The following is a 14264-nucleotide window of genomic DNA, read 5'->3' as shown; positions in this document are numbered from 1 at the left end:
GAAAAAGCCCCCCTTTATATTTTTATACCACCTTAGCAGCCGGTCGGTTTCTCTGATAAAGAGAAGCCGACCGGTTTTCCATTAACTGCTTGGGATATCTGGTTTTGATAAGTGCTGTTTCCGGTACTGTGCCGGTGTGCAGCCAATGATCCGTTTGAATGTGGCGATGTAATTGCTGACCTGGTTGTATCCGACCAGTCCGGCAATCTGTGAGATGGGCAGATCGCGGTGAAGGAGGGAAACACTGGTCTGGATGCGGTAATTAGTTAAATATCCATAGGGAGTTGTGTGAAGAATATTTTGAAAAATCCGGCAGCATTCTCCGACGCTGATATTGGCTGATGCAGCCAGGTCTGAGAGCTGTAAATCATCTGCGTAATGTGCATAGATGAACAGGAGAATGGATTGCAGGCGCTGCTGGCGCAGGAGGTTAATAGAGGTAGAATTCCCACTGCTGTGAAAATTGGAAATCAGCAGATTCCACATCGAGGCAATCTTAATGCAGATAGAATATTCATTGCCTTTAACCTGATTGGAAAGAAATAAATCGGTTATTTTTTTGTGCAGTCCGATCAACTCTTTCTGCCATTCGGATTCCGGGTGAATAGAGAAAGCGGAGAATTTCCCGCCGGCGGTATAGGGCAGGACGTAGTCCTGATCCATGCGGCTTCCAGGAAAAAAGGCAAGAAGGCGGTAAGGAAAATTGAGGCTCGCATAGGAGCCGTCTTCCGACATCTGTGTGACGGCATGAATCAGGGAGGTGTTGACGAAAATCAGATCTCCAGCCTGTCCGGGCAGAGAAAGATTATCTGCCTGCATTGTCAATGTTCCGCTTAGTACGAGGGTAAACTGCAGCTCATCATGCCAGTGGAAGTCGCGCAGCCAGCGTCCCGGCGGCTGCATGGAATGAATATCAGAATAGTAGACATTGACCGGAAAATCTTGATCTTGATAGTGGTTGACTTCCTGTAACTGGGAAGTAGATTTCAAAGGATCCCTTCTTTCTATAAAAATTCAATATGTTAAGATTTTGGTATTTTTAGTTATTGATATTGTACCATTTCCACATAAGAATTGCTATACTTTTAAACGAAAAGAGATTTATATCAGGTGCTAAAAAAATAAATCCCACAGAATGGGAATGTGAGTAAAAAATAGGAGGAAATCAGATGGCAGCAATCGAAAGAAAACCATACATGGATCGGATTGACCGATTAAAACAGAGAGTATTAAAGACCAAGCCAGAGATGGATCTGGAAAATGCAATTATCCTGACAAAGGGCTTCCAGGAATCAGAGGGACAGCCGCTGTGCATCCGGAAAGCATATGCATTTAAGAAACAGTGCCTGGAGAAAACTGTAAAAATCTGGGGGGATGAGCTGATTGTCGGCAATGCCGGAAGCAAGCAGCGCGGCGGTATTTTAAGTGTCGATACCTGCTGGTCGGTTCTGGATGAGGAGCTGGATACCATCAGTACCCGTCCATATGACCCATTCTATCTGCGCCCAGAGGATCGGAAGGCATTTGAGGAGATCATCCGCCCGTACTGGAAGGGACGTTCCACGTATGAGCAGTGGCTGGTACAATGCCCAGATTTTGCGGCAACCTTACGTGACTGCGGCGCTCTTTACATCAACCGTAAATCGGTTCGTGGCTGGGGCGAGACGACTGCGGGTTATTCCAGAGTCATTAAAGAAGGCATGGAGGGAATCAAGGCGCATATCCATAAAGTGCTTGATACACTTGATATTACCCGTCCGGGTGACTATGAGAAGATTGAATACCTGAAAGCGATGGAGCTGGCAGCTGACGGTATCTCCGCATTGGGACACCGCTATGCGGCAGAGGCGAGAAAGCTGGCAGAGGCAGAGCCGGATGAGAAGCGCAGAAAAGAACTGTTACAGATTGCAGGGACCTGCGATCAGGTTCCGGAAAAACCGGCGCGTACCTTCCGCGAGGCGATTCAGTCGATGTATATTTACCAGACCTGTATTTTCATGGAGCAGAATGCAGCAAGCTACAACCCGGGACGTATGGATCAGTATCTTTACCCATTTTATAAGGCAGATATCGAGGCTGGCCGTTTGACAGAGGAAGAGGCGCAGGAACTTTTGGACTGCTTATGGGTTAAATTCTCTGAGCAGTGCCTGTTCCAGGATCAGGTAACTGCACAGTTTTCCGCCGGTTACCCAATGTTCCAGAACGTATGCTGCGGCGGTGTGGATGAGCGCGGCATGGACGCAGTCAATGACGTGTCGTACCTGATTCTGCAGGCAACCGCAGAAGTACAGTTATATCAGCCGTCCCTGTCTGTCCGCTACAATATGGCGAAGAATCCGAGCAGCTTCTTAAAGAAGATTGCAGAGGTTATCAAGCTTGGAACCGGTTTCCCGGCATTCCACAACGATGAAGTTGGTATCGAGATGCTCCTGAACAAGGGAATCCCGTTAAAAGAAGCATATAACTGGAATCCATGCGGCTGTGTAGAGACGAACCTGGAAGGAAAACAGAGATGCTACACCGCATATGCAGACTTCAACTTAGGTTCTGCGGTTGAATTTGCCCTGTTAAACGGCAAGAGCCGTAAATATGGCATTCAGGCATCTGAGGCGACCGGCGATCCGACTGCCTTTAATACCTACGAAGAGTTTGAAGAGGCAGTCAAAGAGCAGATCCGCTATGAACTTCGCGGAACCGTGGCTTCCAGCCATGTATGCGATGACATTGGCTTCCAGAGGGTCGTTCCGGCACTTTCCCTTTCTTTCTATGAGTGCGTAGAGAATGCGAAAGATTACGCATGGGGCGGTGCGAAATATAACCTTGGAAATGGTATTGATGCGATCGGCGTAGCAGACCTGATCAACAGCCTGATTGCAGTAAAGAAACTTGTATTTGATGAGAAAAAAGTAACGATGCAGCGTCTTCTGGATGCACTGGATGCAAACTTTGTGGGTTATGAGGATGTCAAGAAGATGTGTGATGAAGCTCCGAAGTACGGCAATGATGACGACGAAGTAAACGAGCTGACCGGTGATATGTTCTGTTTTATCGCGGACTATATCGAGTCGTTCCACAGCAAATTCGGCAAGATGACGCCAGGTATTCTTCCGGTATCTGGAAATACTCCGTTTGGTCTGGAGGTCGGTGCACTTCCGTCCGGACGCCTGGCTTGGAAACCGTTAGCAGACGGCGTATCTCCGAACCAGGGAACCGATACCGAGGGCATGGGCGCTGTATTGAAATCCATTTCCCACATTCCGCATGGCCGTTTCAATCAGGGAACCCTGCTGAATGTAAAGATGGATACGGTATTCCGCGACAGCCCGAACTCGACAAAAGAACTGATGAACTACCTGCGGAGTCTCTGCTCCCTGGGCGTATTCCACACACAGTTCAATGTCATCGATACGGAGACCTTAAAAGAAGCACAGAAGCATCCGGAGGATTACAACGGACTGCTGGTACGTGTAGCTGGTTATACAGCATATTTTACAGAGCTTGGAAAAGAAGTACAGGACGATATCATTTCCAGAACTTCACATTCCAATATCTGCTAGGAAAAAGAGTGAAATCTGCCGTGTTTCATAAAAAATACGGCAAATCAGCTACCGGGGATGTGCATCATGCGCGGTGGCGGGCAGCAGGCAAGGTGTACTTGACAGGAGGAACAGCGTATGGAATTAAAAGCAAATATTCTTCGGATTGAGCGGTTATCCCTCTCCGATGGGAAGGGAATGCGGACGGTTGTATTTTTTAAGGGCTGTCCCCTGCGCTGTGCCTGGTGTTCGACACCGGAGTCACAGTCGGGGCAGCGGGAAGTCTACTATATGAAAGAGCGCTGCACCGGATGCGGTGCCTGCATCCAGGTCTGTCCGGAACAGGCACTTCGCCGGAGCGAAAAAACGGGAGAGATCGTGAGGGATTACAGCAGCTGTAAACAGTGCTTTCAGTGTGTGGATGCCTGCAATTACCGGGCACAGCAGATCTATGGCAAGGAGATGACCGTAAAAGAGGTAATGCGCGAGATCCAGAAGGATGAGATGTTTTTCTTCTATTCTGGTGGTGGCGTGACACTTTCAGGAGGTGATCTGTTCTGTCAGACGGATTTTGCGGAAGCACTGCTGGAGGCCTGTGATGATGCCTGTATCAATGCGGCGGCAGAGTTAGATATGTTTACTTCGTTTGAAAATGTGAAACGGATCGTGCCGCATCTGCAGATGTTTTATGTGGATGTGAAAACCATGGATCCGGAAAAGCATAAGAAATGGACGGGGCAGGACAATGCCTGTATTCTGGAAAATATCCGCAAAGCCGATGCGATCTGCGCGCCGCATTCGATTCATGTCCGTGTGCCGCTGGTAGAAGGAGTCAATGATGATGTGGAAAATATTCGGAAAACGGCGCAGTTATGCCAGGAACTTAAAAATTGTCAGGAATTGGAATTTCTGCCATATCATAGACTGGGGCTTCATGCATACCGGCAGCTGGGAAGAAACTATCAATTAGAAGAACATGCGTCGATGAGCCGTTGGGATGTGTATCAGAAAATGAGATTTCTGTGCGAAACGGATTGGATGTTTGATATAGCGATATCAGGATTGGAGGTGTATAAAGCTGGGATAGGAAAAACGGGAGTAACAGAGGAGGTGTTAAAAGCGTAAAATACGATAAAAATTAGTATTGGATAAAAATGGATAATGGGAAAATGCATACCGTGTAAGATAAGGTTGGTTGGTGAAAAATAGTCTTGCACGGTACGTTTATTTCTATGAATTTTCTATGAATTTCAATTTTCCTCTGGACAAACAAGATGAGTTAGTGTACACTAACTTCATCAGCAGTTAGACAGAGCTAACTTTCGGAGGATAAAATATGAGTGTTGTAATTGTAGGTGGTCATGACCGCATGGTCAGCCAGTACGTGAAAATCTGCAAATCATTTAACTGTAAGGCAAAGGTATTTACACAGATGACGGCGGATTTCGGCAAACAGATCGGAGCGCCGGATCTGCTTGTACTCTTTACAAGCACCGTTTCCCATAAAATGATTCGGACGGCGGTTGATGGTGCAAAGGGAAGCCGGACAGAAGTTGTCCGCTGCCACACCAGCAGCAAAACCGCGTTGGAAGAAATTTTGCAGGAACACTGTGCAGCTTGCTAAGTATTAGATGAAAAATATGAAAAAACAGATTGTATAGTATAGGGGCATCCGCCGGGGAACTGTTCACGGGTAGGCACTTTTGGAACCGATATATTGTTCAATATGGTTTGAAATATTCTTCCAAGTATGGTATTCTAATATATAATATTATGGTAACTGGTCGGAAGCTTGGGCAGATGATTCTGCGGGAGACGGGGAGGCACGAAGCCAGACCGGTTATGTGTTAGAAGTTTGGAGGGAATCACTTTGAAAATACAGCAGTCAGCAGAGGATTATCTGGAAACGATTCTTATGTTAAGCTATCGCAAGCCGATGATCCGTTCGATCGATGTAGTCAATGAGCTGGGGTATTCAAAACCAAGCGTCAGCGTTGCGATGAAGAATCTTCGTGAAAACGGTTATATTTCGATGGATCATGAGGGATATATCACTCTGGAGCCGTCGGGACGGAAGATCGCGGAGATGATTTATGAGCGTCATACATTACTGACAAAGCTTTTGGTAGCGTTGGATGTGCCAAGAGAGGTGGCAGTGGAAGATGCCTGCCGCATTGAACATGTGATCAGCCCGCAGAGTTTTGAGGCAATCAAAGAATTTGCAGCCGCGCATCTGGCAAAGATCGAGGAAGCAAACCGGACAGATGAGCCGGAAAAATAGATGGCTGTTTAAGGTTCGGACAGTTATATTCTCATCATAAATTTATAATTGCAGAGGACACGGAAGAGAGACCGCACGCGTGAACGTGGCGGTCTCTTTTTTCATAGGAAATTGCGTCCTAGGAAATTGCGTCCTATGAAACAAAAAACGCTCCGCGAGGATGTGTACTCGCGCGAAGAAGCTTTTCTGTAACTGTTCAGTAGGTCTGCGCATTTACACTTTTCTCAAATAAAAGCGATCAGGCGTTGAGCATCTGTACCGAAAAATCATTAAAAGTACCCAGAACCGCCAGCGTGTAGCTGTAACCGCTGCGAAGCCGGATATTCGTGTTGACGATGGCGAAGCCCGGATTGGTCCGGCGGTAGACGGTCAGCTGGTAGATGCCGGGGATGATGTGCATATAGCGCGTATAATTCATGTAATCCAGATCGGATACGACCAGACGCCCGTTCAGGTATATATCGATGGGTTCGCGGATGGAGGCGGCATTGTAGAAACGCAGGTGCGCGATCTCCGATGAGGTGGAAAAGAACGGCGAGAGAATGCCCCAGGTCCAGAGCGCGCCATTTGGAGATGGCTTCCAGTTGGAACCGCCGCAGTTCATGCAGCCGCCGGTGTTTGGGCGGTCATAATTATTGGACGGCAGGCTGGGCATCACATCCCCGTATGGTCCGAAGCCCGGAGATACCTGAAGATCATTGGATGAGCTGTCCGGATATGTTAAGATAACAGGAGGCTGAGAACTAAATCCAGACTGTGCCGTATCACTGGTTCCAGCTGCTGCCGCATCCGTCTCCGGTGCCGCCGCCGGAGTCGTGTCAGCATCCCCCCCAGGCACTGCTGCTGCATCGTAGTTGTATGTTTCCATAAAAAGATACCTCTTTTCATATTGGCTATATTGCAGTATATGAAGAAGAAAAAAGGAGAGTTACTATTTGCAGGCAGGAATTTTCTGGACTGAAAATTCTGTTCGATACTGTAGAAAAGCGTATTTTGCCGATCTGGAATGCGGAGCATCGGCAAAAATCAGTTATAGTTTACATGATTTGGTGAAAGGTCAAGAATGAAGAAAATAAAAAAGAGACTCGAATCTCGAATCTCTTTCCAGTGACCTGTCCGGGAATCGAACCCGGGTTTACGCCGTGAGAGGGCGTCGTCTTGACCGCTTGACCAACAGGCCATATTTAATTTTGTTCAATCGAGGCGACATGATTCGAACACGCGACCTCTGCGTCCCGAACGCAGCGCTCTACCAAACTGAGCCACGCCTCGATATGATTTTCTCGCTTTTGAAGCGGTGCTCATCAGCGACTCCTATATACTATCACGCCTTCCCAAAAAATGCAAGCGTTTTTTTGAAAAAAATTGAAAAAGTTTTAAAAAATTGAAAAAACCCTTTAAAATCAATATTTTCACGCTTTTAACTTATATTTCGAAATTATTATGAATAACGTAAGAAAGCGAAAGGATGATTAAAGTCTTGCTAAGGATGCGCCGAAACTCTTTTCATTTTGGATAAAAAGAATAAAATGGGGAACAAAGCATAGTGAGCTTGCATTGAAAAATGAATGAGTCAGGAGGAATTAAGTATGAACATCATCGCAGCCATCTTATTTGGAATATATGGAGTAATCGGAGGCGTGAGTACCGTCGTATGTACCGTGAGCATTCCGGGTATCATTATTTGGAAAATTTACCGGAAAACGAAATATCATAAGGCGCTGACGGATTAAGTAAAATAAGGGTAACTGTTCAGTAGGTCTGTGCATTTACTGCGCTGACCGTACGAAAACATGGGCTAGCAGGCAAAAATCCCATTGCCGTAGGCAATTTTTAATGGATTTTTGCGCGTGACTGTGAAGGTACTGAACAGTTACAAATAAGAATTATAAAAAAAGGGTCTTGCAGATGAAAGATTTTCTATCTGCAAGACCCTTTTTTGCTTAAAATCAATGTAATTATCGGACAATATAGACATCGGCGCTTCTCTTTCCATACTGCAGTGCCTGACTGTGGGAGTTGAAGAAGATGTCCAGTTTGTTTCCGCGGATGCCGCTGCCGCTGTCCTCGACGGTATAGACAACGCCGTTGATGCGGAGTTTGGTTCCGAGCGGGAATACGCGCAAGTCGGCGGAAATGGTATGTCCTGCCTGCGGAATGGTGCCGGATTTAGTGCGGTTCTTTCCGCCACGGCAGCATCTGCGGCAGCTGCAGTAAGCAGTTGTCGTAAAACGTCCGGCGTAGATTTCAGCAGGTGCATCTGCTTCCTGTGCCTCGGCAGCAGCATTTGTGTCAGTATTTTCAGTCATTGCAGCTTCGTCAGCGTTCTCTGCCTCCGCCTGTGCAGACTCATTTGAAAATGCAGCGACTTCTGCCTCGGAAGCGTTCGTGTCAGCTGCTTCTTCCGCAGCAGCGTTTGTCTGCTTTCTAATCAGCTCCGGATCGGAAGCCGGACCAGATGGTGTCTGGGCTGCTTCGGTGGAAGTGCCGTTTGTTTCTTCACCGGTTGCCGCATCTATTTGGGAGACAAGCTCGGTTCCGGCATCTGTGGCTGCCAGTGTATTCATGGTGCCTGCCATGAGACAGACCAGGCTCATTGCCGTTGTGGCAAGACCGCGCCGCATGGTGTTCATCATATTCATCAAATAAAAACCTCTCATTTCAATTTAGATTCATTTGTCTCACCGCAACGATTGTGTATCTCACAAATATTGCAATGCGTTTACAAATGTTATAATTTGTTACTATTATATTACAAAAATGTTAAATGTCAAGCCGGAGAGCCGGAAATAGGGCTCTGGAAGCAGTCGGAGGTTCGACAAGTCGAAAACTTGTTCGAACACAAACGGGAAAGCGGGTAAGGGAGTTTCTACCTATAGAAAGTGTGAAAATCAGCGTGCCTAAAAACAGGGTATGCAGAATGGAAAATTTTATTCGAAAAAAGAAGAAAAAAAATTTTTTAAAAACCGAAAAAAATCATTGACAAATACTTGCGTAAGTAATATAGTATGAACTGTAGATATTAGCACTCTGATAGATTGAGTGCTAACAGAAAACTTCCAGAGCGGGTTTAAGAGATCGGCGGAAGCGGATGCACGGAAGGAGAGATTGGATGGAACTGGATGAGAGAAAAGAAAAGATTTTGAAAGCGATTATCCAGAACTATCTGGAGACCGGAGAGCCGGTTGGTTCCAGAACGATCTCCAAGTATTCCGATTTGAAACTCAGTTCGGCGACGATTCGAAATGAGATGTCGGATCTGGAAGAACTGGGATATATCATTCAGCCGCACACATCGGCAGGCCGGATTCCTTCGGATAAAGGATATCGTTTCTATGTAGATCAGTTGATTCATGAGAAAGAGACGGAGGTCACGCAAGTGCGTGATATGGTCATCCAGAGAGTGGATCGGGTGGAGCTTCTGTTAAAGCAGATGGCAAAGCTTTTGGCGAGCAATACGAATTATGCGACGCTGATCAGCGGACCGCAGTATCACCAGACGAAGATCAAGTTTATACAGCTTTCCAGAGTGGAAGCCGGGAAACTCCTGATTGTCACTGTTTTAGAAGGCAACATTATCAAGAACTCGATTGTGACACTTGATGCAGAGCTTACCGATGAGGACATCCTGAATCTGAATATTCTTTTAAATAGCGGTCTCAACGGATTGACGATGGAGCAGATTAATCTGGATGTCATTACCCGGATGAAAGGGCAGGCAGGCGAGCGCAGCCACATCGTGGATGTGGTACTAAGCGAGGTGGCCGAGGCGATTCGTTCCGGCGAGGAAGATTTACAGATTTACACCGAAGGTACGACGAACATTTTCAAATATCCGGAACTGAGCGATGGCGCGAAAGCCAGCCAGCTCATCGGGACACTGGAGCAGAAAGACCTCTGGAGAGAGATTCTTACCGAGGACGATGCGGACAGCGATAAGAAAAATGAGATTCAGGTCTACATCGGAAGTGAGACACAGGTGCAGTCGATGAAGGACTGCAGTATCGTTACTGCCAATTATGAATTGGGGGACGGACTTCGGGGAACGATAGGAATCGTTGGACCGAAACGAATGGATTATGACAAAGTTGTATCGACCCTGCGCTCATTAAAGAGCCAGCTCGATCAGACATTCAATCATAAAGATACCGAGTAGCACGGATGTGCAAAATAAAGAGGTGAGAGACATGGCAAAGACAGAGATAGATTCCAAAGCAGCCGAGGCGGCAAATGAGGAGCAGGTAAAAGAAACAGAAAATCAGGCAGAAGCTGAGGCAGTGAAGGAAAAGGAAGCTTCTTCGGAAGACGCACAAGCGCCGGAGGGAGAAAAAGAGAAAAAAGGATTTTTCTCCAAGAAGAAGGATAAGAAAGATGAGCAGATCGAGGAGCTGACGGATCGCCTGAAGCGCACGATGGCTGAATTTGACAATTTCCGGAAACGAACGGAGAAAGAAAAATCAGCAATGTATGAGATTGGCGCAAAGGACATCATCGAGAAGATTCTCCCGGTGGTGGACAATTTCGAGCGTGGTCTGGCGACCATCCCGGAGGGCGAAGAAAAAAGTGCTTTCGCCGAGGGCATGGATAAGGTTTACAAGCAGCTCGTAAAAACACTGGGCGATGCAGGTGTAAAGCCAATCGAAGCGGTTGGTCAGCCATTTGATCCGAACTTCCACAATGCAGTGATGCATATTGAGGATGAAAACCTGGGTGAGAATGTGGTAGCCGAGGAGTTCCAGAAAGGCTATGTATACCGTGACAGCGTGGTTCGCCACAGCATGGTAAAAGTGGCAAATTAAAATAGGTAACACGTAGACAGCTGGCACCCAGAATTCGGTGCTGGTGGTTGATTTGATATAATATAGACAGACAGGCGGCAGAATTTAGCTCCCATGAGGAGAAAGAGAACTGCCAGAAAAAGATAATTTCAGGAGGAAATAACTATGAGCAAGATTATCGGTATTGACTTAGGTACAACAAACAGTTGTGTAGCCGTTATGGAAGGTGGTAAACCGGTTGTTATCGCAAATACAGAAGGTATCCGTACCACACCGTCCGTTGTGGCATTTACAAAGACAGGCGAGAGACTGGTCGGCGAGCCGGCAAAGCGTCAGGCAGTTACCAACGCTGAGAAGACAATTTCTTCTATCAAGAGACACATGGGCAGCGACTACAAAGTAACCATTGATGACAAGAAATATACGCCGCAGGAGATTTCCGCGATGATTCTGCAGAAGCTGAAAGCAGATGCAGAGAGCTACTTGGGCGAGAAGGTAAACGAGGCAGTTATTACTGTTCCGGCTTACTTCAACGACGCACAGCGTCAGGCAACCAAGGATGCAGGTAAGATCGCTGGTCTGGATGTAAAGAGAATTATCAACGAGCCGACGGCAGCAGCGCTTGCGTATGGTCTTGATAATGAGAAAGAGCAGAAGATCATGGTATATGACTTAGGTGGCGGTACATTCGATGTTTCCATCATCGAGATCGGTGACGGCGTTATCGAGGTTCTGGCAACCAACGGCGATACACATCTGGGCGGCGATGATTTCGATAACCGTATTACCCAGTGGATGATCGACGAGTTCAAGAAAGCAGAGGGTGTAGACCTTTCCGCTGATAAGATGGCGCTTCAGAGACTGAAAGAAGCAGCTGAGAAAGCGAAAAAAGAGCTTTCTTCCGCAACTACAACCAATATCAACCTTCCGTTCATCACTGCAACCAGCGAGGGACCGAAGCATCTGGATATGAACCTGACCAGAGCTAAATTTGATGAGCTGACCAGAGACTTAATCGAGAGAACCGCAATTCCGGTACAGAACGCACTGAAAGATGCTGGTATCACTGCTTCTGAGTTAAGCAAAGTACTTCTGGTAGGTGGTTCCACACGTATGCTGGCAGCACAGGAAGAAGTAAAACGTCTGACTGGTAAAGAGCCGAGCAAATCCTTAAACCCGGATGAGTGCGTAGCAATCGGTGCAGCTATCCAGGGTGGTAAGCTGGCTGGCGATGCTGGTGCCGGTGATATCCTTCTTCTGGATGTAACTCCGCTGTCCCTGTCCATCGAGACTATGGGTGGTGTAGCAACCAGACTGATTGAGAGAAATACCACAATCCCGACCAAGAAGAGCCAGATCTTCTCTACCGCAGCTGATAACCAGACCGCTGTTGATATCCACGTTGTACAGGGCGAGAGACAGTTCGCAAAGGACAACAAGACACTGGGAACCTTCCGTCTGGATGGCATTCTTCCGGCAAGAAGAGGTGTTCCGCAGATTGAGGTTACCTTCGATATTGATGCAAATGGTATCGTAAATGTATCTGCAAAAGACCTTGGTACAGGTAAAGAGCAGCACATCACGATTACCTCTGGTTCCAATATGTCCGATTCCGATATCGACAAGGCAGTCAAAGAGGCAGCTGAGTACGAGGCACAGGATAAGAAGAGAAAAGAGGGCATCGATGCAAGAAATGAAGCTGACTCCATGGTATTCCAGACCGAGAAGGCTCTGCAGGATGTAGGCGATAAGATCGATGCAAACGATAAAGCAGCCGTAGAAGCTGACTTAAATGCACTGAAAGAAGCTATCAACAAAGCTCCGATCGACCAGATGACCGATGCACAGATTGATGAAATCAAGGCTGGCAAGGAGAAACTGATGAACAGTGCACAGGCACTCTTCAGCAAGGTTTACGAGCAGGCACAGGCAGCTGGCGCAGCAGGAGCACAGGGCGGTGCTCAGGGTGCAGCTGATGCAGGAAGTGCACCGCACGACGATAATGTAGTTGACGGCGACTTTAAAGAGGTATAATATAATAGGCAGCCATTTTTCAAAGAAAAATGAGCGGATTACGAATGCTTTTGAGGATTGCGGGAGCAGGTAGTGCGGAGCAATCCGGGGCATCGGGGTATCAATAGAAAAACGCAGTGAGGGGCTGTCGCAGGAATCTGCGGCAGACCCCCATTTGTAGGTTTTGGGGTAACTGTTCAGTAGGTCTGCGCATTTACTGCGCGTGACTGTGAAGGTACTGAACAGTTACGTTGTGGGAAGATAAATAGATACGATAGAAACTCTGCCGGATGCGGTCAAATGTACCGGCGGATTTTGGGAAGGAAGAGCTGAAATGGCAGAGAGTAAGAGAGATTACTATGAGGTCTTAGGCGTCCCGAAAGATGCGGACGATGCGACACTCAAAAAAGCATACAGAACCCTGGCCAAAAAGTATCATCCGGATGCAAATCCGGGCGATCAGGCGGCAGCCGATAAATTTAAGGAGGCATCGGAGGCGTACAGCGTACTGAGTGATCCGGAGAAGAGACGTCAGTATGATCAGTTCGGCCATGCGGCTTTTGACGGCGGTGCAGGCGGCGCTGGCGGATTCGGTGGTTTTGATTTCAACGGCGGCGATATGGGAGACATTTTCGGAGATATCTTCGGAGATATTTTTGGCGGCGGACGCAGCCGCGGCGGCAGAAGCAACGGACCGATGCGCGGCGCGGATGTGCGTACTAGTGTGCGGATTACTTTTGAAGAAGCGATCTTCGGCTGTGAAAAAGAGCTGGAGTTAAACTTAAAGGAAACCTGTGAGAAATGTCATGGAACGGGTGCAAAACCGGGAACCCAGCCGCAGACCTGTCCGAAATGTAACGGTAAAGGCAAGATCATGTACACGCAGCAGTCGTTCTTTGGTCAGATTCAGAATGTACAGACCTGTCCGGATTGTAACGGAACCGGAAAGATCATCAAGGATAAATGCCCGGATTGCTACGGAACCGGCTATGTAGCGAAGAGAAAGAAGATCAAAGTGACGATCCCGGCAGGTATCGACAACGGTCAGATGCTGCGTGACCGCGGCAATGGCGAACCAGGTACCAACGGCGGTCCGCGCGGAGATCTGCTGGTAGAAGTAGTGGTATCCCAGCACCCGATCTTCAAGCGTCAGGATACAACGATCTACTCAACCGTGCCGATCTCCTTCGTGAAAGCAGCACTCGGCGGTCCGATCCGCATCAAGACGGTGGACGGCGAGGTAGAGTATGAGGTCAAACCGGGAACCCAGACAGATACGAGAGTCCGTCTGAAAGGAAAAGGTGTTCCGTCTCTGCGTAACCGCAACGTGCGCGGCGACCATTTCGTGACGCTGGTGGTGCAGGTTCCGGAGCGAATGACCGAGGCACAGAAGGAAGCGCTTCGCAAGTTTGACGATGCCATGAACGGAATTGCACCGGAGGGCGAGAAACATAAGAAGAAAGGACTGTTCGGAAAGCTGGAGAAATAGAATACGGACAGGACAAAAATAGAAAAGAGCTGTCGGGCTGACATAAAAATGCGGCGCGGCAGCTCTTTGTTTCTGTTTCATAGAAAATCACGTCCCATTACGCGTTCTGTAACAGAATATAGTTACTGTTCACGCATACGTGCCCAGTAACGGAATTTGCCGTGGCT

The 14264-nt window shown here is 47.6% G+C and carries 12 protein-coding genes and 2 tRNA genes; 9 read left to right on the top strand and 5 right to left on the bottom strand.

What is annotated here, in order from left to right; genetic code table 11:
* Nucleotides 1–81 precede the first annotated feature (81 nt).
* Nucleotides 82–990 carry an AraC family transcriptional regulator gene (locus DW720_RS10150; protein ID WP_118749594.1) on the bottom strand — a complete coding sequence of 303 codons (909 nt, stop codon included), beginning with the start codon at nt 988–990 and terminating at the stop codon, nt 82–84.
* Nucleotides 991–1169: 179 nt separating this feature from the next.
* On the opposite strand from DW720_RS10150, the gene DW720_RS10145 reads away from it, so the two are divergent.
* The 4 genes from DW720_RS10145 (at nt 1170) to DW720_RS10130 (ending at nt 5817) form a co-directional block, all read left to right on the top strand.
* Nucleotides 1170–3557: a formate C-acetyltransferase/glycerol dehydratase family glycyl radical enzyme gene (locus DW720_RS10145; RefSeq protein WP_107001103.1), complete on the top strand. Its 2388-nt coding sequence runs from the start codon at nt 1170–1172 to the stop codon at nt 3555–3557.
* A 117-nt stretch (nt 3558–3674) separates the two neighbouring features.
* Nucleotides 3675–4661: a glycyl-radical enzyme activating protein gene (locus tag DW720_RS10140; RefSeq protein ID WP_118743141.1), complete on the top strand. Its 987-nt coding sequence runs from the start codon at nt 3675–3677 to the stop codon at nt 4659–4661.
* Between the two features lie 211 nt (nt 4662–4872).
* Nucleotides 4873–5160: a DUF2325 domain-containing protein gene (locus tag DW720_RS10135; protein WP_022358490.1), complete on the top strand. Its 288-nt coding sequence runs from the start codon at nt 4873–4875 to the stop codon at nt 5158–5160.
* Between the two features lie 246 nt (nt 5161–5406).
* Complete coding sequence (locus DW720_RS10130) at nt 5407–5817, top strand: metal-dependent transcriptional regulator (RefSeq protein WP_118743142.1); 411 nt, start codon at nt 5407–5409, stop codon at nt 5815–5817.
* Nucleotides 5818–6055: 238 nt separating this feature from the next.
* On the opposite strand, the gene DW720_RS10125 is transcribed toward DW720_RS10130, so the two are convergent.
* The 3 genes from DW720_RS10125 to DW720_RS10115 form a co-directional block, all read right to left on the bottom strand.
* Nucleotides 6056–6685, bottom strand: a complete 630-nt coding sequence (locus DW720_RS10125; protein WP_118743143.1) for a DUF4397 domain-containing protein — start codon at nt 6683–6685, stop codon at nt 6056–6058.
* Between the two features lie 240 nt (nt 6686–6925).
* Nucleotides 6926–6997, bottom strand: a tRNA-Glu gene (locus DW720_RS10120).
* Between the two features lie 18 nt (nt 6998–7015).
* A tRNA-Pro gene (locus DW720_RS10115) sits at nt 7016–7089 on the bottom strand.
* Between the two features lie 317 nt (nt 7090–7406).
* On the opposite strand from DW720_RS10115, the gene DW720_RS15745 reads away from it, so the two are divergent.
* Nucleotides 7407–7550: a hypothetical protein gene (locus DW720_RS15745; RefSeq protein WP_022358601.1), complete on the top strand. Its 144-nt coding sequence runs from the start codon at nt 7407–7409 to the stop codon at nt 7548–7550.
* A gap of 225 nt (nt 7551–7775) precedes the next feature.
* On the opposite strand, the gene DW720_RS10110 is transcribed toward DW720_RS15745, so the two are convergent.
* On the bottom strand, nt 7776–8459 hold the full coding sequence (locus tag DW720_RS10110) for a 3D domain-containing protein (protein WP_182427993.1): 684 nt from the start codon (nt 8457–8459) through the stop codon (nt 7776–7778).
* Nucleotides 8460–8929: 470 nt separating this feature from the next.
* Here DW720_RS10110 and hrcA point away from each other — a divergent pair, with 470 nt between their 5' ends.
* From hrcA to dnaJ, 4 genes are all read left to right on the top strand, one after another.
* Nucleotides 8930–9973, top strand: a complete 1044-nt coding sequence (hrcA, locus tag DW720_RS10105; protein WP_022359494.1) for a heat-inducible transcriptional repressor HrcA — start codon at nt 8930–8932, stop codon at nt 9971–9973.
* Between the two features lie 31 nt (nt 9974–10004).
* Nucleotides 10005–10616 (top strand): nucleotide exchange factor GrpE, encoded by a 612-nt coding sequence (gene grpE / locus DW720_RS10100; protein ID WP_118743145.1) that lies wholly within the window; start codon nt 10005–10007, stop codon nt 10614–10616.
* Nucleotides 10617–10760: 144 nt separating this feature from the next.
* Nucleotides 10761–12629 carry a molecular chaperone DnaK gene (gene dnaK, locus DW720_RS10095; RefSeq protein WP_022359496.1) on the top strand — a complete coding sequence of 623 codons (1869 nt, stop codon included), beginning with the start codon at nt 10761–10763 and terminating at the stop codon, nt 12627–12629.
* A gap of 313 nt (nt 12630–12942) precedes the next feature.
* A complete protein-coding gene (gene dnaJ, locus DW720_RS10090; protein ID WP_107001096.1) occupies nt 12943–14097 on the top strand; it encodes a molecular chaperone DnaJ in 1155 nt (384 codons plus the stop codon).
* Nucleotides 14098–14264 lie beyond the last annotated feature (167 nt).

This window comes from Clostridium sp. AM27-28 (genome assembly GCF_003480955.1).
Lineage (GTDB): Bacteria > Bacillota > Clostridia > Lachnospirales > Lachnospiraceae > Otoolea > Otoolea fessa.
Note: the sequence above shows the minus strand (reverse complement) of the source record. Positions and strands in the feature narration are given on the sequence as shown.